Raw genomic sequence first — 15,689 nt, 5'->3', positions numbered from 1 at the left:
GCTTCCAAAAAACTTCTTTTCTCAAAATAAATTGACAGAATTGACAGAATTGCTCCCCGTCTCCAAAAAATCATCTTTTTTTCGCCTGACACTTTGATTCTGACGCTCAATTTTCCAAATAATGAAGGCTGCTCTTCGTCACCGTCGCGCGACGGTGACGAAGAGCTTGAACAGGAAACGACGAATCCACCGATGACAATTCATTTTCCGAAAACATCTTCCTTGAACTCGATTATTTGACCACTTGCAATTCAGCCCAGCACGTCGTGTACCGTGGCGATTTCCGCTCCTGCCTCATGTGCCACGGCTTGCGCCCGACTCCCGACGAGGCCAGGGTCAGAATCCTGTGGCCGTATTTGTCGTTGGCCTTGTCCAGCATGGCCATGAGGGCTTGCTGTTTCCAGCGGTCCTCCCCGCTTGGCTCCATGAAGGAGAGCTGGCGGTTGTTCTCCGGCACGAGCTCAAGAAACATGACCCCGACTTTCTGGTATCTGAACCCCTCGCGATAAATGCGCCGCAGGATGCGCAGGGCCTGGGCGTGCAGGATCGGCGTGTACGAGGTGGGCGCGGCCATGGCCTGGCTCCCGCTGCCTGTGTACTGCGGATCGGGATGGAAGCGGCTGGTCTCGGCGAACACCTGCACCACCCCGGCCAACAGCCTCTTGGCGCGCAGCTTTTCGGCGGCGCGTTGGACATACGCGGACAAGGCTTCTTCCAGGCTTTCCAGTTCGGCAATCCGGGTCCCGAAGGACCGGGAACAGACAAGGCTTTTTGCCGTGGGCGGAACCTCCTCGAAGGCGATGCACGGTATCTGCCCCAGCTCCAAGACCGTATGCAGCCCGGCGATGGTCAGATGCTTCTTCACCCAATCCCGCGAAGCCCGCTCAAGCTTGTCGGCGGTATCGATGCCCGAAGCCTTCAGAAATCGCGAATAGCGGCGCCCAATTCCCCACACGTCGCCCACATCGATCTTTGCCAGCTGCAGCTCTATGTCCTGCGCCTCATCGAGCAGCCAGACTCCATTACTGGCAGGGGTCTTCTTTGCCAACCTGTTCGCGACCTTGGCCAGGGTTTTCGTCCTGGCAATTCCCACGCAGACCGGAATCCCCGTCCATTTATGGACCGTCCGCCTGATGTCGTCGGCGATCTGAACGAGCTTGTCGGTGCGCATGGCCCTGAACAGCAGGAAGGACTCATCTATGGAATAGATTTCGACTTCAGGGGAAAACCCCGCCAGCACCTGCATGACCCGGGCGGACATGTCCCCATACAGCGCGTAATTCGAAGAGAATATCCGCACGCCATTGCCCTCGAAGAAGGACTTGCGTTTGAAGGCCGGCTCTCCCATGGCGATGCCCAGAGCCTTGGCCTCGTTGGAGCGGGCGATGACGCAGCCGTCGTTGTTAGAGAGCACGACTACCGGCTTGCCTTCGAGCGCAGGCTGGAACACCCGCTCACAGGAGACGTAGAAATTGTTGCAATCCACCATCGCGAAAAAGTCCCGGCTTTGGGCGGCAAGCATCAGATCCTCCGAACCACGCCAACAACCACGCCCCAGACCTGAAGATCCTGCTCCGTGCCGACCTGGATGGGCTGAAAAGCCTTGTTTTCCGGAACCAACCGGCACCGCCCGCCTTTCAGGTGAAGGCGCTTCACCGTCATTTCCCCATCCAGGGCCGCGACAACGATCTTGCCATGAACCGCCGTCTCAGAGCGGTCGACCACCAGGATGTCGCCATCGTGAATGCCCACGCCGATCATGGAGTCACCGCTGACCCGCACCATAAAGGTCGCCGCAGGGTTCCTGACCAGCAAGCCGTTCAGATCCAGGCGTGTTTCGAGATAATCATCGGCGGGAGATGGGAATCCGGCCGGAATACGATGCAGATAGAACGGCAGTGTCAGCATTTCGAAGTCCTGCGACATGCGACCCATGACCTCCACGCGACACATAAGCTTACCTGACCGTTCAAGTGCCCCAATATGATTCATTGTTGTTTTCAATTTCGCCCGTCCTCAGAAGGCAACCGCCTGGTTCCAGTGTTGAAACCGAGCGCATGGATTTTCGCGATACGCCAGATTCAGTGAAGTTTGTTATCGTCGGCATGTCGTCCACACACTGGGCGGCACATCCAATTGCTCAATTTTGAGTTGACCCGGCAGAGGTGCCATACGCCCTCGCGCATGATCACGTATGCGACCAGAACGGGATACCCACGTTCACAAAATATTTGCCGAATGAAGACCTCCTTCATTTCAAAAAAATTAACAAATGTTAATTCGAAAGCCAAGCCAAAAAACATTCTAAGCGTAGTGACTGCTACCCTGTTGCTCCACAGAACCCACCAAAATGTTGGCATCGTTCTTAGAGGCAGTGCGTGGCCACGCATATTCTCGCAAGCTTGTCTCAACGCCGCCACCATCAGCCCGTGACGTGGGCGCGACAATCGGCAAGGGAGGAAACCATCGGACAAGCACGCAGACCACCTCAGAACTTCAGGCCATCTTGCAAACTTTGGTTGAACGTGATCGATGAGGCAACATTTCGTGACACGAAAAACGGCACGAACCGAACCATCCCCTACCTGATTCACTGGAGGGCTTCCTAAACGAGTTACGCGGAAAAGGACTGCTTGCCGGACCTGTTTTTCTAAATGGCTCCGAAAAAGTCTACACACAGCCACCTCAACCGTTCCGATATACGGTTGAAGCATTGGGCCTGAACGAAGGCCGGAACAGGCGAGATCGGGTGGTATTCAGTACATTGCGTCACACGGCAGCAACAAGACTAGCCCAGACAGGCACCTCCTTGCCGGACCTGCAAGCCATTGGCGGTTGGAAGTCCCTGGATCAAGGATACCGGGATCATAGGCTTATGATCCCGGTATGTATATATAAACCCCGCTCGAAGGCGTGGACGATTTCAGCTCTTTTTTTAGCATTTCATAAATGTAGATTTTGAGACAAGAGCAAATACATATTCAAGCAGTCCTGAAAAACTCTAAAATGGCATATCAGGCACATGTCTGTACCTGTCCGAACTTTGGGTCGAAAATGTACCCAATCAATTTGATGCACAATAAATGCAATATCCGGATGACTTCAGGAAGTTGAACGAAGCGCAGGATGAACTCCGAAAATTTTGGGCACGCCGTCTTCACCGATCGACCGCCGAGTAGGTCAGGCCCGAGAAGCAGAGCCAGAAATTGGCAGATCTAACTCCCGAGGAGAGGGTCTTCCTGGCCAATTTCTGGGGAATTGTTATTTATTTCAGATAGATTTCAGTTTTAGCGACTGTAAAAAAACCGAAAGTCGAGATTCCTTAGTCAAAATCAAATATTTCCGACAAAAAACCTTCGCGTTTCTTTTTGTGACGACCGTCGTGGTTATGTGGTTGATGACCATAAGTAGGCATGGCTTGATATGCTAGCGATGGTTTTTCATTTTTTTGCGTAGGCGCTACCACTGATCTTTCAATAATTTTGTCCAGTTCCCCTCTATCCAACCAAACTCCTCGACATTGTGGACAATAATCAATTTCAATTCCTTGCCGTTCTGACATAATCAAGTTGACATTACTGCAAATTGGACAATTCATACTTTGCTATCCTCCTAATGTTAAATGGATTTTTTAACTTCAGTATTGTTTTGACAAATCATGGAAAAGCATCCCTGCAAGAATAGGAGATGTCTGATTCGCATCGCATCTAATATCACGCTGTTTGAGACAACATAAGATCAGTCTGATCTCGGCGTATTATAACTCTTTAGCCTGCAACAATCTTTGAAGTGTCCGAGATTATTTTTGTTGGGTCAGATAATTTGCCCTTCACCCTGATTTCAAAATGAAGATTAGCCCCCGTGGTGCGCCCTGTTCGCCCCACTTGGCCTAGAACCAGTCCTCCACGAATTTGTTGGCCCTTGCGGACGAAAATAGTCCGAAGGTGGGCATAGCGGCTTTTCACTCCATTTGCGTGGAGAATGTCTACCGTTTGTCCGTAATCCTCCACCCAACCCGCCTTGACCACAACTCCATCTGACCAAGCCAGCACCTCTGTACCAGCCGGGCGAGAAATATCGATACCTTTGTGAAAAGTCTGTCGCTTGTTGATTGGATCGCGCCGGATTCCAAATTTAGAAGAGGGCGCGAGCTTGCGTTTAGGTTTTACCGGTTTGTGAAGCCGTCCGTCAGTCATGGGAATTCCTGTGTCTGCGTTGCCCGGGATGGCTTCCAAAGTCAGAACGCTAACAATCAGAAACAAAATTGAATAGAACACAATCCGTTTTAAACGGTTCTGAGCAACGAGGCGTGTGGGGCCTTGATTCACCACGAATTCTCCTTCAGCTACTTTAATCAGTGTATTGATTTGCTATCGCTTGATTTGTAACAGACGCAAACCATTGAAGATAACTAAAAGTGACGATCCCAGGTCCGCCAAGATCGCGGTCCACAGCGTAGCCATTTGAAAAACGGCCAACAGGAGAAACACGGCCTTGACACCCAGTGCGAACCAGATGTTCGCCTTGATTGTCCCCATCGTCCGGCGCGAATGTCGGATGAGCCAGGGCAGCTTGGAAAGATCGTCGGACATGAGTGCCACGTCGGCGGTTTCAATGGCCACGTCCGTGCCGATGGAACCCATGGCGATGCCCAGATGCGAGGCCGCCAGCGCAGGGGCGTCGTTAACGCCATCGCCGACCATCCCTACCAGTTTGCCGGACGCCACCAACTCCGTCACCACCCGGGTCTTGTCCTCCGGCATAAGATCGGACCTGTACTGCGTCACCCCGGTTTCAGCGGCGATCTTTGCGGCGGTTATGGAGTTGTCGCCAGTAAGCATGACAATCGTGTCCACACCGAGCAGGGCGAGTTCCTTCAAGGCATCCCTGGATTGGGAGCGCACCCTGTCTTCTACCGTGAGGCAGCCCAGCACCTTCCCTTCCGTCCAGACCAGCACGACTGTTCCAGCGGACTGGGCATGACGTTCGAGGGCCTGTTCAAGCTCGTCTGTTCTGGCAACGTTCTTCGACTCGGCCAGAAAACGCGGATTACCGATGAAATAAACGGTCTCCCGGATGCGTCCATGCGCTCCCAGGCCAGGCCTAGCCTGCGCATCTTCAACATGTACCAGGGAGACTCCCATGGAAGAGGCATGCCGCATGATGGCCTGGCCCACGGGGTGGCTGCTGCGTGATTCCAGGGCGGCGGCCACGCCCAGCAGTTCTGATTCGGAAATGCCACTGAATGCCGTCACTTCGGTCACGGAAGGCCTGCCGTGAGTGAGCGTGCCGGTTTTATCCAGGGCGATGGCGTTCAGGGTAGCGGGCACTTCGAGAAATATTCCTCCCTTGACCAGCACGCCGTTTCGGGCCGCCGAAGCCAGCGCTGCGACGATGCTCACCGGTGTGGAGATCACCAGAGCGCAAGGACAGGAGATGACCAGAATGACCAGCGCTTCATAAAACCATTTGTCCCAGGCTCCGCCAAAAAAAATGGGAGGGACCACTGCGACCACGATGGCCACTGCGACCATCATCGGCGTGTACACGGCTGCGAATTTTTCCACCCATTGTACGGCCTTGGCGCGCCGAGACTGAGCTTGCTCCACCATGCGCATGATCCTGGCCAGGGTTGATTCTGACGACAGCTTGTTGGTCTCAACCTCCAACGCACCGTCGGTGTTGATGGTGCCCGCGTAGACCACGTCCCCGACTGTTTTCGTCACCGGCATGGATTCGCCCGTTATGGGTGACTGGTCCACGGCCGATATGCCGGAGAGCACGACGCCATCCAAAGGGACACGGTCGCCGGGCCGAATCAGGACGCGTGAACCGGTGGGGACATCCTGCACCGAGGTTTCAATCGGCGAGGGAGACAACGGAGAAAAAACAAGCGCCTTGTCCGGGGCCAGACTCATGAGGGCCTGGATGGCATTTCGCGCTCGCCCGATGCTCCAGGCTTCGAGTTGATTGGCCAGGGCGAAGAGGAAGGCCACGGAGGCCCCTTCGGAGTACTCGCCGATAGCCATGGCTCCACACACGGCCAGCACCATGAGCAGATTCATGTCCGGGCGCAGCGCACGAAGCGAACGGATCGCCTTGGGCAGCACGTGCCACACGCCACCGAGCGCCGCCAGAATCCAGAGGAGCTTGGAGGCGAAAGGTGCTGCGCCGCTTTCCTTGAAGGCGGCGAGGATGGAGCCGTGCTCAGCCATCATAAGGGCCAGCCCGCACGCCCAGAGCAGCCCGCTGACCATGCAGAGCAATTCACGCCCTCGGCGTTCCCAGAGGCTTCCCCTGGCGGGGCACGTGCCGCCGCAGCACGCACAGGACGGCAGGGCGTCCACAAAGGGTTCGGCCTTCATTCCCGTCGAGTTGATGGCCTCCGCCACGTTCTCGACGTTTGTGAGCAGGCCGGAGAGGTCCACATGCAGCTTGCGACTGAGCAAATCGAATTCCAGCCGGGATTCCTGCCCCACAATGGGCATCAGCACCTTTTTTAGGACCGCAACCTCTTCGGAGCAGTCCATATCCTTGATGACAAATGTCGTTTTTTGCATTCGAAAACTCCTGATTCCGATCGTCAATTCCCGACACGCGCTGGGGCAAGCAGGTTATCCATGGCAAGATCGACGGGTGTCTTTTCGTCCAGAATGACTACGTCGAAACGCACCTCCGGCTCATGTTTTCTGAATGATTCCGACTGCTGGCTCATGATATTTTCCAGCCGAACCAAGCTCACATACTTGCCCTTGGGGAAGGGACGCACCCAGGCGGTGGAGCTATTGGGTTCCAGAATTCCTCGATTTCCAGGCCCCAATCCGCCTCCGAGTAAAACATCCAGAGGCTCTGAAGTTCCATTGAACTTGTCCAAAAACGCTTGTTCAGCCTGTGCGCCCCATGAACTTATACCTATAATCACGTCCACGACAGAGCGCATCGCAAGAGCCTCTTTTCTGACTGCCTCCATATCAGAAACGGTAGGTGCCGTTTCAGGAGTCGCGAGTACGGGGAAATACACCAGTCCAATGCGCATGTTCTTGCGCTCAATTATTTTGCTCACCACCGTGCCGGGAGGTATCATCCAAATTTTGAGTGCTACGGGCATATCCTGCCCCAGCACAGCAACGTCCGCAGGCGTGAGCATCATGGCGTCGTATTCCAGAGCGCTATAGGCTTGCCCAATAATTCCTGGGGACTTGGCCGCAGGGTTCAATTTTTGGTCGATGCTGGACAACTCATAAGGACCAGCCAAGAAAAGTCGAACCGTCTCAGCTTCGCCTTCTTTTTTCTTCGAGGCAATGAGGGTGGCCCGCCGGGCCAACCCGCCAATGAGTTTACCGCCTCAGTCGGGGCACGGGTCAAAATACCCAGAGGTGTTGGCTGTGTAGTATATTTCAAGAGCCTGCCCGGCGGTATGGGCCTCTGCGGGTAGCAGAGCGCACAGAGCAAAGAAAAGAAAGAGAATACGAGTCATTGATATGCTCCTTGGCTACTTAGTCTCCGCAAGTTCGTTTTCGATCGCCATAACCAATTCCCGGTCTTCTGGTTTTAGGGCCAAGGCCTGCTGAAAGAATTTTTTCGCTTCGTCCGGTTTCTGAAATCCGTACTTGTTAATCGCACCGAGGTAATAAAGGGCTTGGGGCGATTCAGGCTGGGCCTGTAAAATAAACTCATACTCGGCTATCGCCTCCGCATATCGTTCGAGTTGAATCAGCGTAAACCCTCGGTGGTAATGTGCTCCAATATTTTTCGGATCAAGTTCGACCACCTTTGACCAAAAATGTTCGGATTTTTGCCAATCTTTGGAACGGCTGAAGATTTCGGCCAAACCGATGAGGGCATCCGCATCTTGAGGGTTTGCCTTGATTCTGGCCATGAGAGGACCCAGTTCTGACATTTCGTCAGATTGGCCGGTTTTCTTCTGCCCAGCCTGGTGTTCAAATGGGGCGTTTGCACCTGTAAAAAATGCGGTCAAAAAAATCGCAATGATAGCTGCGCCCATCATCGCCACGACTATTTTTCGTATTGGAAATTCAGCATATGTGGACACGTTATTCATCGGAATGATCTCCCTGCGCTCTGCGAGTGCGCCACGCCAGCAGTGGTAAAAGAGTAATGCCTAAGCTTCCGATCCATACCCAGTTCACCATGGGGTTGATGCTCACTTTGAGTGGTTGTACGCGCTCGCCTTCTATATCATGGATTGTGGCGTAAAGCTCATCTCCCAAGCTGAAAAGGGTTGAGACCTCGCTGTTGGGATGATCGTAGTTGCGGTACAAACGCCGTTGCGGGGTGAGTTCGCCTAAGCGTTTTCCGTCTTTGCTGACTGTGATTACCGCCTCTTCGATTGCCAGTTCGGGTTTTTTCTCTGTTCGGAGTTTCGTGTATTCGAACAAGTATCCGCCGAATGAGAAATTTTCACCGGGTGAGAGGGGTACTTCGTGGGTTTTCTGGAATGGCCCCGAGACAGCCACGCCCAGCACGAGTACAGCGAAAAGCACGTGAGATCCGTGGCTGGACAGGAACGCACGTGAGCGAGAGGCTTTGGGCTGAAGGACGGCCAACAAGACTACGGATACAGTCACTGCCACGGCCGCTCCGACCGCCGTTACAGCCAGTAACGGCCTGACTCCCAGCCAGAGCCCGATGACGAAAACGCATATCCAGGCAGCAACCGGGATCATGGCGACCTTTGGTTTCCAAAAGCCACCCTTCCAGCCAAGCCAGGGGGCAAGGGCTAGAAGCATAGCCATGGCTGTGAACAGCGGCAAACAAATGGTGTTATAAAAGCCTTGATTAACCCCAACAGGATTAGTTTCCCACAACTGACTGAGCACTGGCCAAAGTGTACCCATGAGCACAATGACACCCAAGAGCATCAGTAGCCATACCAACAACACAACCATCCCTTGCTTGCTATCCAGATTGGGAAGGGAGGAGCCTTCCCCTACCGGTCGCGCCAAAGCTACAGCCACGCTCACGACCATCCCTAAAGAAATGGCCAAAATAAGGGGCAGCGCCACTCCTCCCTCGCCAAAGGCGTGCAGGGATTCGACCACGCCACTACGAACCAGATATGTGGCGAAAATACAAAGAAGCAGGGTCAGGCAAGCAAGAAATACGTTCGTGCGTGGCAAGGCTCCGAAACGTCGCTCAATGATGGACGTGTGAAGAAAAGCCGTGGCCGAAAACCAAGGGATCAGTGACGCGTTTTCAACCGGATCCCAGGCCCAGTAGCCACCCCAACCCAGCTCCATATATGCCCACCAGCCACCCAGAAGAATACCGGAGGTGAGTAGCGACCAAGAAGCGATATTCCAGTTATGAGCTCCTTCCACCCATAATCTGCGTTCTCCGGTCATGGTGGAGGCCAGTGCCAGACAGGCGGGGATAGTGAATCCCGCATACCCGATGAAAAGCAGCGGAGGGTGGAGCACCATGCCAAAGTTTCGCAGGAGCGGATTGAGGCCTTGGCCATCGACTGGCGGCGTGACAAGTGTGACAAAAGGGCTGCTCGGGCCGGTGAGAAGCAGAAGAAAAAATGCCTGCACCGGCAGGAAAAACATCCAGAAGTACAGCTTCGTCTTGGGATTGAGTTTTTGGTACGTGTTGGAGAACAGAAAAAGTATGCTTGCCGCGCCCATCACCAGCGCCCAGAAGAGCAATGACCCGGCTTGGCCAGCCCAAAAAGCGGTGACGGTATAAAATAGCGGAAGGGTGCTGTCCGTGTATTGAGTGACGTAAGATAAGGTGAAGTCTCTGCTCACCAGCGCGCGGAGAAGAATTGCGGACGCGAAAGTGACCAGGATGACTGACGACATATTCAGCCGCTCCAGCCAAGGCAACGCCTTACCACGCTCTGTCCATGCCTCGATACAAGCTAGTCCGGCACCCAAAATCGAAAGAAGCAACGCAAAGAGCATCACTCCGTGAGCAAAGAGATACATCTAACCTCCGTGAAACGAGGCCAAAGCCCCGGATAGAGTAATGGCGAGCGCAATGTGTTTCGCCTTTTTGAACAAAGCCATCGTCATGCAATCCCACATGTTTTTTTCTTCCGCTGGCTGCATGGCAGCGCTCAAGGCAGAACCGATGAGCACCCCCATTATGAGAATGAAAATATCGTATGCGGGTATTGTTATTTTTCCCCACTCGTGATTCTTGCGCATTTCAGCTATCCGCAACGATTTTGCTCTGCTGTCCCATCACCGGGATACTGGACAGAGACCCGGCAAAAGCAAATCTTGGGCCAGCATAAAAATTCTGAAATTATTGAATAAATTATAAATAAAAAAACCAAAAAGACGACGTGTTGCACAAGAGTTTACATAAGTCTGCACAAGCCTACACGGATTTATCCACTCACACTTAAATGACAGAAGATCGTGTTGGAACCAGGTAAGTCATTTCAACTTGAGAAGTTATTGCTCTGGGCTTCTGACCGCCTTTGAAAAAAACATCCCCGCACGAACTCGTGTCCATGCGGGGAAAGGGATTGCTGGTTTCAATGGGCTGATATCGGCGTGGGAAGGTTACTGATTGGCAGGGGCGTTGCTTCCGTGGCCGGTGGGGGTATGGTAAATAGTACCGTTTCCAGGCTGCATTCCGTTACCCATCATGCCCATGCAGCCATTCATCATTCCACCACCATGCCGCATTCCACCTCCCATCATGCCCATCCCTCCGTGCATCATAGGGCCGCCCATGGGCATGCCAGTTCCCCCGCCATGGCCTGTTGTGCCACCCATCATGGGGCAGACGAAGCCAGCGGAGACAGGCAAACCCTCCTTGATGAGCTGTTTCTGCAAGCTGATACGGGCCTCAAGAATCTTGCCGTTGAGTTCGGTGATCTCCTTTGCCAGGACCTGGGTTCGCTTTTCATCGGCATTCGGACTTGCAAGCTGGGCGTTCAATTCATACTGCTTGTCCATGAGTTGCTGACTAAGATTAGAGATGGCTTGCCCTTGTTCCTGGTAGATTTTCTGTAAAACGGCCTGCTGTTCAACCGAGAGTTGGGCATTCCCCATGCCCATCCCCATATGACCCATGCCTTGGGCGAACGCGCCCGTAGAAAGTCCGGTAGCCATCAAAAAAGCAGCCATCAAAGCGATAATTAAAGTGCGTTTCATTGTCGTACTCCTTTCTTTTGCCCCGATGCCTCCAAATCAGGCGACATCGGGGATTATAGATTCAAATTTCGGACTCGCCTTAGAGAGCGGGATGACCTATTAACGATTCCAACCACCCATCATACCTCCACCGTGGCCCATGTTGCCCATCATGCCGCCACCATGGTTCATGTTGCCCGTCATGCCGCCACCATGGTTCATGTTGCCCGTCATGCCGCCACCATGGCTCATGCCTCCCATCGTGGGGCAAAACATTCCATTTCCCCCACCGTGACCATAACCGTGCTGGCCTGTCTGGGTGTACCCTGCACCCGTCATGGGGTGCGGGTAGTTGTTATTGCTAGGCTGACCATAAGTTGCCTGACTCGTCACGACATTCGCGGCCTGCTTATTCGCAGAATCCTGTGCGCGAGCTGTGTCGGCATTTGAAACAACCATAGCTCCAACAACAAGCACAGCAGCAAAACTAACAGAAATACGATTTAAGATCTTGCTAAACATAATATCCTCCAAATTGATGTTGATTTTTTTTATTTTAAAACGATTACGATTGCTTAATAATTTTTTTCATTTCGAGATATGTCTCGTGCGTAATATCTCCATTTGCAAAACGATGTTTTATGATCTGTAAAGAGTCGTCCCTATCGTGGAATCTAGTTCTACTCGCTCTTAAAAATCCCCGTAAAAATATTCCAATCAGCAATAATACTATTACAGTTAAAAATACACCAAATATCCAGTGAGCACTGAAGCTGCCCCATTGAGAAGAGTGAAAATATCCGCAATTCCACATAAATTAATCTCCTTTTGCTTATGAGCCTTAGCCACCGCCAGACTCGCCCTCGTTATCTTACTGTAGGCAACAGGCGTGCCAAAATGGCAGTTTTAGAGTAAAAGCATGAAATTAATGACTATTTTTATTTTTAGAAAAAACTATTAATGGAAACTAAGGCCAATTTTGCGTAAATTTTACTCGCCAAGCGGTGGCGCGACGCGTACTTTTTACGCGCAGGATATATCTGTTTCAAACGTTAACCAGCGCTGGCCCTTCAGATTAAAGAGGTTGGAAATGATGAAGAAATCCCTGGATGCACAACGTTCCTGGATGAAAATTCCCCCTTGGCTTATCATCGGAGCGGCCGGAATCATGACCGCAATTGTCGTTGTCATGGCCGTTCGGAACACACACCGGGAAAAGGCTTTGACTTCCCAGACGCTAATGGAAAAGGGAGCGACCATAATAAGAGCCTTCGAATCGGCAGCCAGGACTGGCATGGGTATGCGCTGGAGTGGACGCCAACTTCAAATTCTCCTCCACGAGACCGCAGGCCAAGCCGGTATCCTTTACATGGCAGTGACTGACGAGGAAGGGACGATCCTGGCCCACAGCGATCAGACCAAGGTTGGGGAGAAATTGTATGATCGGCAGAAGATTCAGTCCCTGGAAGTGAACACCGTTGAAAAATGGCGGATTGAGGACGGTTCAAACAAACAGCGAGTCTTTGAAATCTATCGCAACTTTGCCCCTATGACTGGGCGACCTGCGCTTGGCCATAGCGGTAGAATGGGCGGACAAGATTGGTGCGACTGGGGGCAAGGAGGAGGCACACGCAGTCCGGCCCGACAAATCATCTTCGCCGGCTTCGATGTTACACCATTCGAGGAGGCCCAAGCCGAGGACTTTCGTAACACTGTAGTTCTTTCCTCCGTTCTTCTCCTACTTGGAATCGGTGGCGTCATGATGCTTTTCGGGGCACAAAGCTACCGCCTATCCAGGAGACAACTCCAAAACACCCAAGCATTCTCATCAGAAATCATCAAAAATCTTCCAGTCGGTCTCATCACTACAGGAAGCGATGGACGCGTGGCAGTCGTGAATGAGGCAGCAGAAAAAATATTCGGGCTTGAAGCGTCCCTCGTATCGGGCAAACTGCCTGATGAAATACTGCCGACGAACTTGTGCAATTTGAATGATGTCATCGATAGCGGAGAAGCGATCATTGAGCGTGAAATCGAGTGCGCCGTTGACAGCAAGGCCATACCATTGAGTGTGAGCGCCGCAAAGATCGCCAACGAAATGGGAGACTTTCTCGGAAACATCTTGATCCTCAGAGATCTTGGAGAAGTTAAAAGGCTCCAGGAGGAGGTGCGCCGCAAGGAGAAACTTGCCGCATTGGGCAGCCTCGCGGCCGGCATTGCTCATGAAATCAGGAATCCGCTTTCATCAATCAAAGGATTCGCTAAATATTTTGAAGGTCAGTGCGAAGAAGGCAGTGAAGGACGGAAACTTGTTGCGGTCATGACCAAGGAAGTGGACCGTTTGAACAGAGTCATTACTGAACTGCTGGAGTTTGCCAAACCTTCTGACCTGAAGACCCGGCCGACAAATGTAAACGACATCATTGAACACTCACTTCGCCTCATCCGCCAAGATGCTAATGCCAAGAGAATTCGAGTAGAATTTACTCGGGACGAACAACTCCCCAACGCTGAGATTGATCCTGATCGTTTTACGCAGGCATTGCTCAACCTCTACCTGAACGCAGTCCAAGCTATGGAAAGCGGTGGAATACTTGCCGTTCGAGCATCTGCCACTGGCGTGAAAGAAATTTGCATTGAAATAGAGGACTCAGGTAAGGGCATCCCGTCAGAAAACCTCGGAAGCATATTCAACCCGTATTTCACCACGAAATCCTCGGGCACCGGCCTTGGGCTCGCCATCGTTCATAAGGTAATCGAATCGCACCGGGGAGAGATCAAAGTCAGGAGTGTCGCAGGCAAGGGCACGGCGTTCAGCATCTTGATCCCCACTCAGAGAAAATAAGGAGAAATACATGGCCGCCAGGCATGAAACGACCGTTCTCGTCGTAGACGATGATGAGAGCCACCGAACCATCCTTCAGGCTCTCATCAAGGGTTGGGGGTATAAATTGGAGGGGGTCGATGACGGATCAAAAGCCGTGGAACTAGCCAAGGAAAAACCCTTTGACCTGATCCTCATGGATGTCCGTATGGCCGTAATGGGCGGAATCGAAGCCCTAAAGGAGATCAAGTCGTACAATCCTTCCATCCCAATCATCATCATGACGGCCTACTCAAACGTAGAGTCCGCAGTCGAGGCGATCAAAGCTGGGGCTTATGACTATCTGACCAAGCCTCTCGACTTTGACATGCTCCGACTCACCATGGAACGGGCCTTGGAGCATGTTTCCTTGAAGGCTGAGAATCAGGAGCTTAAGGAGCGCTTGGTTTCTTCTTTCGACCCCGGAAATATCGTCGGCCGGAGCGAAGCCATACGACGGCTCATGGATATGGTGGCCATGATCGCGCCAAGTGAAGCCACAGTACTCATTACCGGCGAGTCCGGCACTGGCAAGGAACTTATCGCCAAATCCATCCATTTCAACAGTTCTCGCAAAAACGGTCCTCTCGTCACCGTCAATTGCGCGGCCCTAAGCGAAACACTCTTGGAATCAGAATTGTTTGGGCATGAGAAGGGAGCATTCACCGGTGCCGACAAGCGGCGGGAGGGGCGCTTCATGCATGCCCACAAGGGTACCATCTTCCTCGATGAGATCGGCGAGATCTCCCCTGCCATGCAAGTCAAACTCCTGCGGACGATACAGTCCAGGGAGATCCAACGGGTGGGTAACGATCAGACCATCCAAGTGGACGTACGGATTGTGGCGGCGACGAACCGGGATCTCAAGGAGGAGGTCGAAGCGGGCAATTTTAGACAAGACCTTTACTACCGACTGAACGTGATGACGGTCGTCGTTCCACCACTTCGAGATCGAAGAGAGGACATCCCGCTCCTAGCCATGCATTTCCTGCACAAGTTTGCGGATACCAACAGAAAAATTGTCAAAGGCTTCACGCCCCAGGCCATGGACATGCTCCTCAAGTACGACTGGCCCGGCAACATCCGAGAACTGGAGAACGCTGTGGAGCGAGCTGTTGTGCTCGTGCCGGGTGAGTATGTGACTGAGCGGGAACTACCGTTGAGCATAGATCAATCCCTTGAAAGTCATGACAATGCAACATCCAAGATTGTCCAAAGTGAAGACATTCTTCCCTTGGATGAAGTTGAGAGAGAGGCTATTCTGGCCGCCTTAGAAATCACAAAAGGAAATAAAACTGAGGCGGCAAAAAAACTTGGGATAACCAGGAAGACTCTCTTGGCAAAGCTGCAACGTTAAGTAGAAGACAACACCTCCATTTGTTTATTGTTTACGGCCCATCTGACACAATAAATTGTAGGGAAAATTCCTTTTCTGTTGTTAACATCTAGCGCTAAAACGACGTAAAAAGATTTTTTTTCATAAGCTCAACAGCTTTCGCTCGTTCCAGTTGACGTTGCATGCACGAGAAATCTATTTATACACCAAGACTGAAAATCATCTTAGCGCACAATCTATATCAATTCACACCCAGACTATCACCATGCACCCGTACAATACTGCAGACATAGACTTAACATAAATTGTTGTAGCAGTACTCGGTGCTACAGGCCATAGCCAATCAGCATTACACCGCACCCCTGAATAGGGATGGAGG

General features: G+C 52.3%; 13 protein-coding genes and 1 pseudogene. 3 read left to right on the top strand and 11 right to left on the bottom strand.

Going from position 1 to position 15,689, the window contains the following annotated elements; genetic code table 11:
- Window positions 1-232 precede the first annotated feature (232 nt).
- Together ACZ5AC_RS00280 and ACZ5AC_RS00275 are read right to left on the bottom strand one after the other, a co-directional pair.
- The gene (locus tag ACZ5AC_RS00280) at window positions 233-1,522 is read right to left on the bottom strand and encodes a Y-family DNA polymerase (protein WP_464248974.1); all 1,290 of its coding nucleotides are present in this window, start codon (window positions 1,520-1,522) and stop codon (window positions 233-235) included.
- The gene (locus ACZ5AC_RS00275; RefSeq protein WP_464248973.1) at window positions 1,522-1,926 is read right to left on the bottom strand and encodes a LexA family protein; all 405 of its coding nucleotides are present in this window, start codon (window positions 1,924-1,926) and stop codon (window positions 1,522-1,524) included. Before ACZ5AC_RS00275 ends, ACZ5AC_RS00280 begins: the two co-directional genes overlap by 1 nt.
- 667 nt (window positions 1,927-2,593) lie before the next feature.
- Between ACZ5AC_RS00275 and ACZ5AC_RS00270 the strand changes: the two genes are divergently transcribed.
- Window positions 2,594-2,962 carry a tyrosine-type recombinase/integrase gene (locus ACZ5AC_RS00270; protein WP_464250636.1) on the top strand — a complete coding sequence of 123 codons (369 nt, stop codon included), beginning with the start codon at window positions 2,594-2,596 and terminating at the stop codon, window positions 2,960-2,962.
- Window positions 2,963-3,322: 360 nt separating this feature from the next.
- Here the strand turns inward: ACZ5AC_RS00270 and ACZ5AC_RS00265 are convergent, their stop codons facing one another.
- From ACZ5AC_RS00265 to ACZ5AC_RS00225, 9 genes and pseudogenes are all read right to left on the bottom strand, one after another.
- Window positions 3,323-3,598: a TFIIB-type zinc ribbon-containing protein gene (locus ACZ5AC_RS00265; RefSeq protein ID WP_464248972.1), complete on the bottom strand. Its 276-nt coding sequence runs from the start codon at window positions 3,596-3,598 to the stop codon at window positions 3,323-3,325.
- 169 nt (window positions 3,599-3,767) lie between these two features.
- The gene (locus ACZ5AC_RS00260; protein WP_464248971.1) at window positions 3,768-4,331 is read right to left on the bottom strand and encodes a M23 family metallopeptidase; all 564 of its coding nucleotides are present in this window, start codon (window positions 4,329-4,331) and stop codon (window positions 3,768-3,770) included.
- Window positions 4,332-4,370: 39 nt separating this feature from the next.
- Window positions 4,371-6,560 (bottom strand): heavy metal translocating P-type ATPase, encoded by a 2,190-nt coding sequence (locus tag ACZ5AC_RS00255; protein WP_464248970.1) that lies wholly within the window; start codon window positions 6,558-6,560, stop codon window positions 4,371-4,373.
- A 23-nt stretch (window positions 6,561-6,583) separates the two neighbouring features.
- Window positions 6,584-7,477 (bottom strand): annotated as a pseudogene (locus ACZ5AC_RS00250) (UshA-like (seleno)protein family 2).
- A 15-nt stretch (window positions 7,478-7,492) separates the two neighbouring features.
- Window positions 7,493-8,062, bottom strand: a complete 570-nt coding sequence (locus ACZ5AC_RS00245; protein ID WP_464248969.1) for a tetratricopeptide repeat protein — start codon at window positions 8,060-8,062, stop codon at window positions 7,493-7,495.
- Window positions 8,055-9,950 (bottom strand): heme lyase CcmF/NrfE family subunit, encoded by a 1,896-nt coding sequence (locus ACZ5AC_RS00240; protein WP_464248968.1) that lies wholly within the window; start codon window positions 9,948-9,950, stop codon window positions 8,055-8,057. Before ACZ5AC_RS00240 ends, ACZ5AC_RS00245 begins: the two co-directional genes overlap by 8 nt.
- The gene (locus ACZ5AC_RS00235) at window positions 9,951-10,172 is read right to left on the bottom strand and encodes a hypothetical protein (protein ID WP_464248967.1); all 222 of its coding nucleotides are present in this window, start codon (window positions 10,170-10,172) and stop codon (window positions 9,951-9,953) included. It lies immediately after the preceding gene.
- 363 nt (window positions 10,173-10,535) lie between these two features.
- Window positions 10,536-11,132 carry a periplasmic heavy metal sensor gene (locus tag ACZ5AC_RS00230; RefSeq protein WP_464248966.1) on the bottom strand — a complete coding sequence of 199 codons (597 nt, stop codon included), beginning with the start codon at window positions 11,130-11,132 and terminating at the stop codon, window positions 10,536-10,538.
- A 99-nt stretch (window positions 11,133-11,231) separates the two neighbouring features.
- Window positions 11,232-11,633 (bottom strand): hypothetical protein, encoded by a 402-nt coding sequence (locus tag ACZ5AC_RS00225; protein ID WP_464248965.1) that lies wholly within the window; start codon window positions 11,631-11,633, stop codon window positions 11,232-11,234.
- Between the two features lie 568 nt (window positions 11,634-12,201).
- Between ACZ5AC_RS00225 and ACZ5AC_RS00220 the strand changes: the two genes are divergently transcribed.
- On the top strand, window positions 12,202-13,956 hold the full coding sequence (locus tag ACZ5AC_RS00220; protein ID WP_464248964.1) for an ATP-binding protein: 1,755 nt from the start codon (window positions 12,202-12,204) through the stop codon (window positions 13,954-13,956).
- Window positions 13,957-13,966: 10 nt separating this feature from the next.
- Window positions 13,967-15,331: a sigma 54-interacting transcriptional regulator gene (locus ACZ5AC_RS00215; RefSeq protein WP_464248963.1), complete on the top strand. Its 1,365-nt coding sequence runs from the start codon at window positions 13,967-13,969 to the stop codon at window positions 15,329-15,331.
- Window positions 15,332-15,689: the final 358 nt, after the last annotated feature.

The sequence above is a fragment of the Desulfomicrobium aestuarii genome, from assembly GCF_055385525.1.
Note: the sequence above shows the minus strand (reverse complement) of the source record. Positions and strands in the feature narration are given on the sequence as shown.